Source organism: Frankia tisae (genome assembly GCF_025403405.1).
In the GTDB taxonomy this organism is placed as follows: Bacteria; Actinomycetota; Actinomycetes; order Frankiales; family Frankiaceae; genus Frankia; species Frankia tisai.
Map to the genome: position 1 here is coordinate 1 of NZ_JANEZT010000331.1, position 7,524 is coordinate 7,524.

The following is a 7,524-nucleotide window of genomic DNA, read 5'->3' on the forward strand; positions in this document are numbered from 1 at the left end:
GAATGAACCGATTGTCTCCCGGCGCGGTGGTGATCCTCACCTGCTCGCCGACCCGTCGCGCTCCGTGCAGTAAACACCACTATCCGTGTCGATGATGTCCATGGTGATCGATCTGACGAATCATCGGCGGAATCCGTCATCGACGGGATGATCAGATCTGAATCCAGGGCAATACAAGAATATTGAAGATTCAAACCGACTTTCGAGGGAAGATATTCGTCAGGGTTGAGATCGCGCGGGCAGGTGTCGCTCGCCGCGATCGGTAACGGAGGGAGCCTGGATGGCTGTCCGCGTTCCACGAACCACGGGGCGCCCGGCCCGCCTGCCCGGATCCGGCGCCCTCGCCGGAGCTGGCGCCCTGGCCGGATCCGGCGTCCATCCCGTCGAGCCCGCGGCGGCGGGCGCGGCGTCGTCGGCGACAGGGCCGGGCGCGGCGGTGCCGGTCGGGCCGCCCGTGGCGGCGGGTGACGTGCTGGCCGTCCTGCGCCGGCACGTGCTCGTCGACGGTCTGGACGTGGTCTGTGATCTGGCCGAGAGCGCCGGCAGCGTCCTGGTCGACGCCCGCGACGGCCGGCGCTACCTCGACCTCTACAGCTTCTTCGCGTCGGCGCCGCTCGGGGTGAACCCGCCCGAGCTGGCCGGCGACCCGCGCTTCGTCGATCGGCTGGGCCGCGTCGCGGTCAACAAGCCGGCGAACCCGGACATCGCCACCGCCGCCTACGCCGAGTTCGTGCGCACCTTCGCCCGCGTCCTCGGTGACCCCGAGCTCCCGCACCTGTTCTTCGTCGAGGGCGGCGCGCTCGCCGTGGAGAACGCGCTCAAGTGCGCGTTCGACTGGAAGAGCCGGCACAACGCCGCCCACGGCCGGCCCGCCCGACTCGGCCGGCGGGTGCTGCACCTGCGCCACGCCTTCCACGGGCGCAGCGGCTACACGCTGTCGGTCACCAACACCGATCCGGTCAAGACCGACCGCTTCCCCGTGTTCGACTGGCCGCGCATCGACTGCCCGGCGATGACCTTCCCCTGCACCGGTGCCGCCCTCGACGCCGTCGTCGCGGCGGAGCGTGCCGCGCTGGCGCAGGCCGAGGCGGCCTTTGCCGCCCACCCGCACGACATCGCCTGCTTCCTCGCCGAGCCGATCCAGGGCGAGGGCGGCGACAACCACCTGCGCGCCGAGTTCCTCGCCGCCATGGCCGCGCTGTGCCTGCGCCACGACGCACTGTTCGTTCTCGACGAGGTCCAGACCGGGGTCGGCGCGACCGGGTCGGCCTGGGCCTATCAGCAGCTCGGCCTGCGGCCCGACATCGTCGCGTTCGGCAAGAAGGTCCAGCTCGGCGGGATCATGGCCGGGCGGCGGGTGGACGAGGTCGCCGCCAACGTCCTCGCCGTCCCCGGCCGGATCAGCTCCACCTGGGGCGGCGGCCTTGTCGACATGGTCCGCGCGACCCGGATCCTGGAGGTCATCGAGGCGCGGGGGCTCATCGCACGGGCCGGTGAGCTCGGCGCCGGCCTGCTGACCGAGCTGACCGCGCTCGCCGCGGCCCATCCAGGGGTGCTGGCCAACCCGCGCGGGCGGGGTCTGCTGTGCGCGGTCGACCTGCCCGACCGGGCCACACGCGACGAGGTGCTGCGCCGGCTGCGGGTGCGCGAACATGTTCTCGCGTTGCCCGCGGGTGTCTGCACCCTGCGTTTCCGCCCGGCGCTGACGGTCAGCGCCGATCAACTCAGCACCGGCGTCACCGCGCTCGCGCGGGTCGTCGCCGGCCTGGCAGAGGGGAACCCGGTATGACGCTGGTGCGGCCGTGGCGCGTCAGCGCCCGTATCGACGGACGCACGCACGGCCTGTGCGCGACCGTCGGGGATCCCGCCGGCGGCGCCGAGGTCGAGCCGGCGCCGGTCCGCGTCGTCCCCTCGACCGACCCGGCCCACCTCGACGACGTCGTCGCCGAGGTGGAGCTTGTCGGCCCCGAGACCATCCTCGCCGCCGCCGTCGCCGCCCAGGCGGCCGCGCGGTCGTGGGCCGCGGTGCCGGCCCCCGTGCGCGGATCGGTGATCGGCAGCTTCGGCCGGCTCGTCACCGACAACGCCGACGCCCTCGCCCGGCTGGTGACCCGCGAGGTCGGCAAGCCCGTAGCCGAGGCCCGCGGCGAAGTTCAGGAGATCATCGACACCTGCGAGTTCTTCCGCGGGGAGGGCCGGCGGCTCTACGGGCAGACCGTGCCGTCGGAGATGCCGGACCGCCAGCTGTTCACCTTCCGTGAACCCCTCGGGGTGATGATGGTGATCACCGCCGGGAACTTCCCGGTGGCGGTGCCCTCCTGGTACCTGGTGCCGGCGCTGCTCGCAGGGAACACGGTGGTGTGGAAGCCGGCCGAGTACGCCGCGGCCTGTGCCCAGGCGATGGTCGAGCTGCTCGCCGCCGCCGGGGTGCCCGCGGGCGCGGTGAACCTCGTCCCCGCCGACGGCCGGGCGACGGCGGCGGGCCTGGAACGGGCGCTGGCCGCCGGGGCGGTGGACAAGGTCGGCTTCACCGGGTCCACCGAGGTCGGCCGGTCCATCGGCGCCCTGTGCGGGCGGCACCTGCAGACGCCGTGCCTGGAACTCGGCGGCAAGAACCCGATGGTGGTCACGCCCGGCGCCGACCTCGACGCCGCCGTCGAGGCCGCCGTGTTCGCCGGATTCGGCACCGCCGGGCAGCGCTGCACCTCGCTCGGCACGGCGATCGTGCACGAGTCGGTGCACGCCGCGTTCGTCCGCCGCTTCGACGCCGCCGTGTCCGCCGCAGTCATCGGCGACCCCACCGGTGACGTACTCTACGGGCCACTGCTCGACGCCCGGTTCGCCGCCGGCTTCGAACGCCACCTCACCCTCCTGCGCGGCCACCACCGCCTGTCCGGATCCACCGCACTCGGCCGCATCACCGGAACCGGCGGCGCCGCGGGACCGGGTGCCGCGGGACCGTGTGCCGCGGGGACGGAGGGCGCGGGGACGGAGGGTGCGGCCGGGTTCGGCGGCCTGCCCCGCAACGGCCCGCGGCGGGGCTTCGTCGGCGACCCGGACCGCGGGCTCTACTACCATCCACTGATCGTCGACGGGGTCCGCCCCGACGACGAGCTGTTCCGCGAGGAGACGTTCGGTCCGATCGTCGGCGTCACCACCTACCGCGACCTCGACGAGGCGATCGAGCTGGCGAACCTGCCCGGCTACGGCCTGTCGTCGTCGATCTACACCGCGGACGCGGCGAGTGCGCTGCGGTTCCGCCGCGGGGTGCGCGCCGGGATGGTCAGCGTCAACGGGTCGACGACCGGCGCCGAGGCGCACCTGCCCTTCGGCGGCAACGGCCGTTCCGGCAACGGCAGCCGCCAGTCCGGGATCTGGATGCTCGACCAGGTCACCCGCTGGCAGTCGCTGAGCTGGGACTACTCCGGCCGCCTGCAGCGCGCCCAGCTCGACACCGCGGTGCCCGCCGCCGACCTGAGCTTCCGCCTGCCCGGCTGACCCGTTGCGGGCTTCCTCGGGCGCTCGGCGGGGGGTCCGAGGCGCCCGAGGCGTCGGATGTGTCGGATGTGTCGGATGTGGACCGTCCTGTCACCTGGTGTTCGAACGCGCGTCGACTGCGGGCCGGCCGGTTTCCGTACGGTTGGCCGGGCCGGTTGCCCCTGCCCTGCGGATCCGCCCCGGTGGCCGGTGGCCGTCGGGTGGGAACGGTGCCGTCGGGTGGGAACAGCCGCCCGGTGCAGCCTCGTTGTCCGTGCGGGAGGGAATTCAGCGTGACCCATGTCGAACGGGTGATCCCCAAGGGTGCCGACGGCCGGGCGGAGCCCCTGGTGCGCGGCATCGCCGACGGTATCGGCGGGTGGCTTGGCGCGGCCGGCCTCGCCGAGCGGGTCGGGGTCCACGCGGAGAACCTCGCCGGCCTGCGGGTCCTCGACGAGGACGACGACGAGGCTACGCTGCTGCGGCCCGACGGCACCCCCGTCGACACCTGGCGGGAGAACTACCCGTACGACACCCGCCTGGCCCGCGCCGACTACGAGCGCGACAAGCGGCTGCTGCAGATCGAGCTGCTGAAAATGCAGTACTGGGCCAAGGAGACCGGCCAGCGCATCGTGCTCGTCTTCGAGGGCCGCGACGCCGCCGGCAAAGGCGGGACGATCAAGCGGTTCACCGAGCACCTGAACCCCCGCGGCGCCCGCGTCGTCGCCCTGGAGAAGCCGTCGCCGCGCGAGCAGCAGTCCTGGTACTTCCAGCGCTACATCGCGCATCTGCCCGCCGCCGGGGAGATCGTGATGTTCGACCGGTCCTGGTACAACCGGGCCGGCGTCGAGCGGGTCATGGGCTTCTGCTCCCCGGACCAGTACCGCGAGTTCCTCCGCCAGGCCCCCGAGCTGGAGCGGATGTGGACCCGCAGCGGGATCAGGGTGATCAAGCTGTGGTTCTCGGTCTCCCGGCGCGAGCAGCAGACCCGGTTCATCGTCCGCCAGATCGACCCGGTCCGGCAGTGGAAGCTCAGCCCGATCGACCTCGCCGCCCTCGACCGTTGGGACGACTACACCGACGCCAAGGAGGCGATGTTCTTCTACACCGACACGGCCGAGGCGCCGTGGACGGTGGTGAAGAGCAACGACAAGAAGCGGGCCCGGCTGGAGACCATGCGCCACGTCCTGCACGAGCTGCCATACACCGGCAAGGACTCCGACGTCGTCGGCACCCCGGATCCGCTGATCGTCGGCCGCGCGGTGAACCTGCTGGAGACCGGCGAGAAGGCCGACCGCACCTTCCCCTCGCTGCACTGATCGCCGGCCCCTCCGCGGCAGTGATCGCCGGCGCCGATGGCCGCGGGTCGTGAGCGGTCCGGGGCGGGATCAGGCCGGGCCGAGATCCCATCGCCAGGTCATGGCGTCCCAGGTGCCGGCGAGCACGATGGTCCGCCCGGCATGGCGGCGGACCGTCAGCGTCTCCACGGCGGACGTCGGGCCGGCCAGCGGGGCGCCGTCCTGCCGGCCCGTGACGAGGTCCCACAACCGGATGGCGCCGTCGTCGCCGCCGGACAGCGCGACGGTCCGGCCGCGCAGGCTGCCGATCGCGACCGCCTTGACGGCCGAGGGCAGCGGTGGACCCAGCGCCCGCCCGATCGGATCACGCAGGCTCAGGTCCCAGATCCGGGCGACGCCGTCGTCGCCGCCGGACAGCGCGACAGTCCGGCCGGCCGCGACGCCCAACGCCACCCCCCAGATCGTCGCGTCGTGGGAGCCGAGCGGCCTGCCGGCGGGTTCGTCGGCGCCGAGGTCCCACAGCCGCAGCAGGTGGTCGTCCCCGCCGGAGAGCGCGACCGGCCGGCCGTTCATCTCGCCGACGGCGACCGTCTTGACGGCGGTGTCGAGCCGGGCGCCGAGCGGGCGCCCGGTGGGCGGCGTGCCGGCCAGGTCCCACTGGCGCACCGCCCCGTCGTCGCCGCCGGAGATCGCCACAGGCCGGCCCGCGACGGTGCCGGTCGCGACGCTGGTCATCGCGCCGTTGCCCGCGGCGCCGCCGAGGACTCGCCCCGCGACCGGCCCGGCGGCGCCGGCTCCATCGAGATCCCACAGCCGGATGGTCCCGTCGACGCTGCCGGACACCGCGACCGTCCGCCCGGCCAGGGCGCTCACGGCCACGGCATAGACGGGCCGGGTGTGCCCGGTCAGCGCCGCCCCGCGCGGTGCACCGGTGTCGAGGTCGCGGACCTGCAGCGTGCCGTCCTGGAACCCGGCGACGGCGATCGCCGCGCCCGCCACGATGCCGGTCGCCACCGTCCATACCGGGCCGTGCCGCTCGGTGAGTGGGCCGCCGAACAGCGACCCGGCCCGGTTCGCCGCAGGTTCCGACGTGGCCGCGCGCCGTCCGCCGGCCTCCCCGGCCCTGGCACCACCCGCGGAGGTCCGGGCGCGCAGCACCACCGGCGTGGCGATCCCGACACCCGCGGCGATCAGCCCGACGGACAGGGACGCGAGCAGCCTGCGCCGGTCGAGCCCGGCCGCACCGGGCGGGACGGGCTGCGCCGCCGGGTCGGGCGGACTCGGTGCGGCCTCCGGCTCCGGGACCCTGACCGGCGGCTCGGCCACGCCGGGCGGCGGCCCATCGATGACCGATGACGGGACCGCTGTGGGCCCGCCGTCCGCAGCCATCCACAGGCGCCGGAACTCCTCGACGTCGCCGCCCAGCGCTTCCACGACGAGTTCGAGGTTGCCCCACCGCGGCAGCCGCGCGCAGCGGATGAGCGAGTGCGCGGTGGTCTGGCTCATCGCGCCGGTCCGCTCGGCCAGCTTCCGGTAGCTCGGCCGGCCGCTGTGGCGATACAGCTCCTGCAACCGGGTGCGCAGCCGGACCAGCCCGTCGTCCTCGTCGTGGAACTCCGGCCCGCTCGCCGATGATGTCACGGCACCCCCCGTGCCTCACAGCATCACGATCTTCAGCTGTGTGGATCATAGCGAAGGGCCGTCGGGCCCAACGGCCGCTTGTGTATTCCGGCGGCCGTCCCTGCATGCGCCGGCGTCGGGCACGGATCGGGCCGCTCCGCGGGGCGTGGCGCCCGCCCGACGTCCGGGACAGGCGGCGGCGTCAAGTTTCGTAACGAATCGTCAACTGCCTGATCGGCGGCCCCAGAGTGAATTCAGCGCGTCGCTCTGACGCCTTCGTTCCAGGGGGAATCCATGATCACAAGAAGGCTCCTGTGGAGCCTGGGAGTCGTCTCGGGGGTGCTGGGCCTGGCCGCGCTGGTCGCGGCGGCCGTCCTGCCGGCGCCCGCCGCACTGGCCGCGGGGTACGCCCCGGACACCTGCCGGACCGGATACGTCTGGCGGGAGGCCACGCCGGCCGACCACGTGTGCGTGACGCCGGTGACCCGCAGTTGGACGGCCGCCGACAACCGTTGGTCCGTGCAGGCGCTGCGTGCCGCGCCCGGCGGATGCGCGAGCGGCTACGTCCGCCGGCGGGCCAATGCCGGCGACCACGCCTGCGTGACGCCTGCGACCCGCAGCGGAGTCGTCGCTGACAACGCCGCGGAACTTCGGCGGCTGGCCTGGGCGATACCGTCCGTGCACACCGTCGAGCCCGAGGGCTGCGGCCCCGGCTGCACCACCAGCGAGGGGCCGTCGTACACGTTCAGTGTCCAGGGCTACTACCACAACACCGGAGCCCGAGCGCGTGTGATCATCCAGCGGGTCGGCGCCGGCCGGGCCCTGTTCGACCGGACGGTGCCGATCACTGTCGTGCGCAACCGCCCCGGTGGTTATCTGTACATCAACACGGGCCTGCGGCTGTGCGGACCGAGCAGCTCGGCGCAGCGGCCCAACGCCTGGCTCGTGGTCACCGAACCGGGGGTGGGCTCGACACGACAAGTGCCCGTCTATCTCCCCGTCCGTTGCCCCGCGCAGCTCTGAGGCGCGCGGCATGCGGCCACTTCGTGGCTGGAGCCGGCTGGTCGTCGCCCTCGCCGCGGTCCTGGCGCTGGGGCTTGCCTTCAGCGGTTGCGAGTCCGGCTGGGGC

5 protein-coding genes are annotated in these 7,524 nt (G+C 73.6%); 4 read left to right on the forward strand and 1 reads right to left on the reverse strand.

Going from position 1 to position 7,524, the window contains the following annotated elements; all coding sequences use genetic code 11:
• Positions 1–280 precede the first annotated feature (280 nt).
• The 3 genes from lat to ppk2 all read left to right on the forward strand — a co-directional run bounded on the left by lat (position 281) and on the right by ppk2 (position 4,796).
• Complete coding sequence (gene lat / locus NBZ85_RS24425; RefSeq protein ID WP_261559381.1) at positions 281–1,789, forward strand: L-lysine 6-transaminase; 1,509 nt, start codon at positions 281–283, stop codon at positions 1,787–1,789.
• Positions 1,786–3,498, forward strand: a complete 1,713-nt coding sequence (locus NBZ85_RS24430; protein ID WP_261562672.1) for an aldehyde dehydrogenase family protein — start codon at positions 1,786–1,788, stop codon at positions 3,496–3,498. Before lat ends, NBZ85_RS24430 begins: the two co-directional genes overlap by 4 nt.
• A 272-nt stretch (positions 3,499–3,770) precedes the next feature.
• Complete coding sequence (gene ppk2 / locus NBZ85_RS24435) at positions 3,771–4,796, forward strand: polyphosphate kinase 2 (protein WP_261559383.1); 1,026 nt, start codon at positions 3,771–3,773, stop codon at positions 4,794–4,796.
• Positions 4,797–4,865: 69 nt separating this feature from the next.
• On the opposite strand, the gene NBZ85_RS24440 is transcribed toward ppk2, so the two are convergent.
• Positions 4,866–6,416, reverse strand: a complete 1,551-nt coding sequence (locus NBZ85_RS24440) for a WD40 repeat domain-containing protein (protein ID WP_261559384.1) — start codon at positions 6,414–6,416, stop codon at positions 4,866–4,868.
• A 273-nt stretch (positions 6,417–6,689) separates the two neighbouring features.
• Between NBZ85_RS24440 and NBZ85_RS24445 the strand changes: the two genes are divergently transcribed.
• A complete protein-coding gene (locus tag NBZ85_RS24445) occupies positions 6,690–7,418 on the forward strand; it encodes a hypothetical protein (protein WP_261559385.1) in 729 nt (242 codons plus the stop codon).
• Positions 7,419–7,524: the final 106 nt, after the last annotated feature.